Below are 880 nucleotides of genomic sequence, written 5' to 3' on the forward strand. Positions count from 1 at the left end.
CAAGATAGGCGGCACGAACGAAATTTCTGTCGTGTAGCAAAAGAAAGTCATCAAGACCGTATTTTCCATCACTACGAACGACAAATTCCGGCTGGAAATTAATTTTCAATTTTTTCATATGATTAATACGCCGCTTCGCCAACCCCACAGCCCTCATAGAACCTACTGACTGAGAAAAGCGCTGCAAGTCAACCTCCGCGCCCGGCGCTCCCAGCAAGAATGCCCTTGCGAACCAACCACGCGCTCGCTCCGCTCGCCCGAGGCGATATCCTTCCCATAGATATGCAGCGCTTCTTTCGGCCATCAAAAATACGTGCTCGTTGAGAACTTCTACCTCGGCTGAGTAATCCGACCGAATTTTTTCACGTTCCTTATTACATTGTTCGAGTTGCGACTGAAGAAATGCCAAATCTTCCGCCACCCGCTGCTCGAACGCCGCTCGCTGGACTTCTGACTCTCGTATCAGAGCCTCGTACCGCTGCACAATTGAGTTGTTTTCCCGTTCGGCTTGGCGGCTCCACTCTTTGCCCTTTTCCTCGAGCGCCATCGCATGCTGCTCGGTTAATTTCTGACGCTCCTCCGATGCAGATATCGCGACCGCTTCACATTGCCGAATCAGTTCGGCTTCTCGCGCATGGCATCTGTCCCGTTCATCTTGATGAGACCGGCGCAGCCGAGCCAGTTCCGTAGCGAAATCATCACTTAACCGAATACGTTCGACCTCGGCCGCTTCCCGAAGCGAACGGGCCTGTCGCTCGAGAGCCTCTTCTGCCCGCTTCGCCTCCTGTCGCCCTGCTTCGGTCAATGCACCGATTTCAGCCAGCGCACTCTGCAATGTTTCGGTCCAGTAACGCTCTCGCTGTAGAGCAGTATCAGTTAA

At 53.3% G+C, this 880-nt stretch carries 1 pseudogene; it reads right to left on the minus strand.

The annotated features are described in order from the left end of the window. Nucleotides 1–835, minus strand: a pseudogene (locus JMF90_RS38760) (FkbM family methyltransferase); the annotation flags it as partial. Nucleotides 836–880: the final 45 nt, after the last annotated feature.

The organism is Burkholderia sp. E168m23, from assembly GCF_016586125.1.
In the GTDB taxonomy this organism is placed as follows: Bacteria; Pseudomonadota; Gammaproteobacteria; order Burkholderiales; family Burkholderiaceae; genus Burkholderia; species Burkholderia orbicola.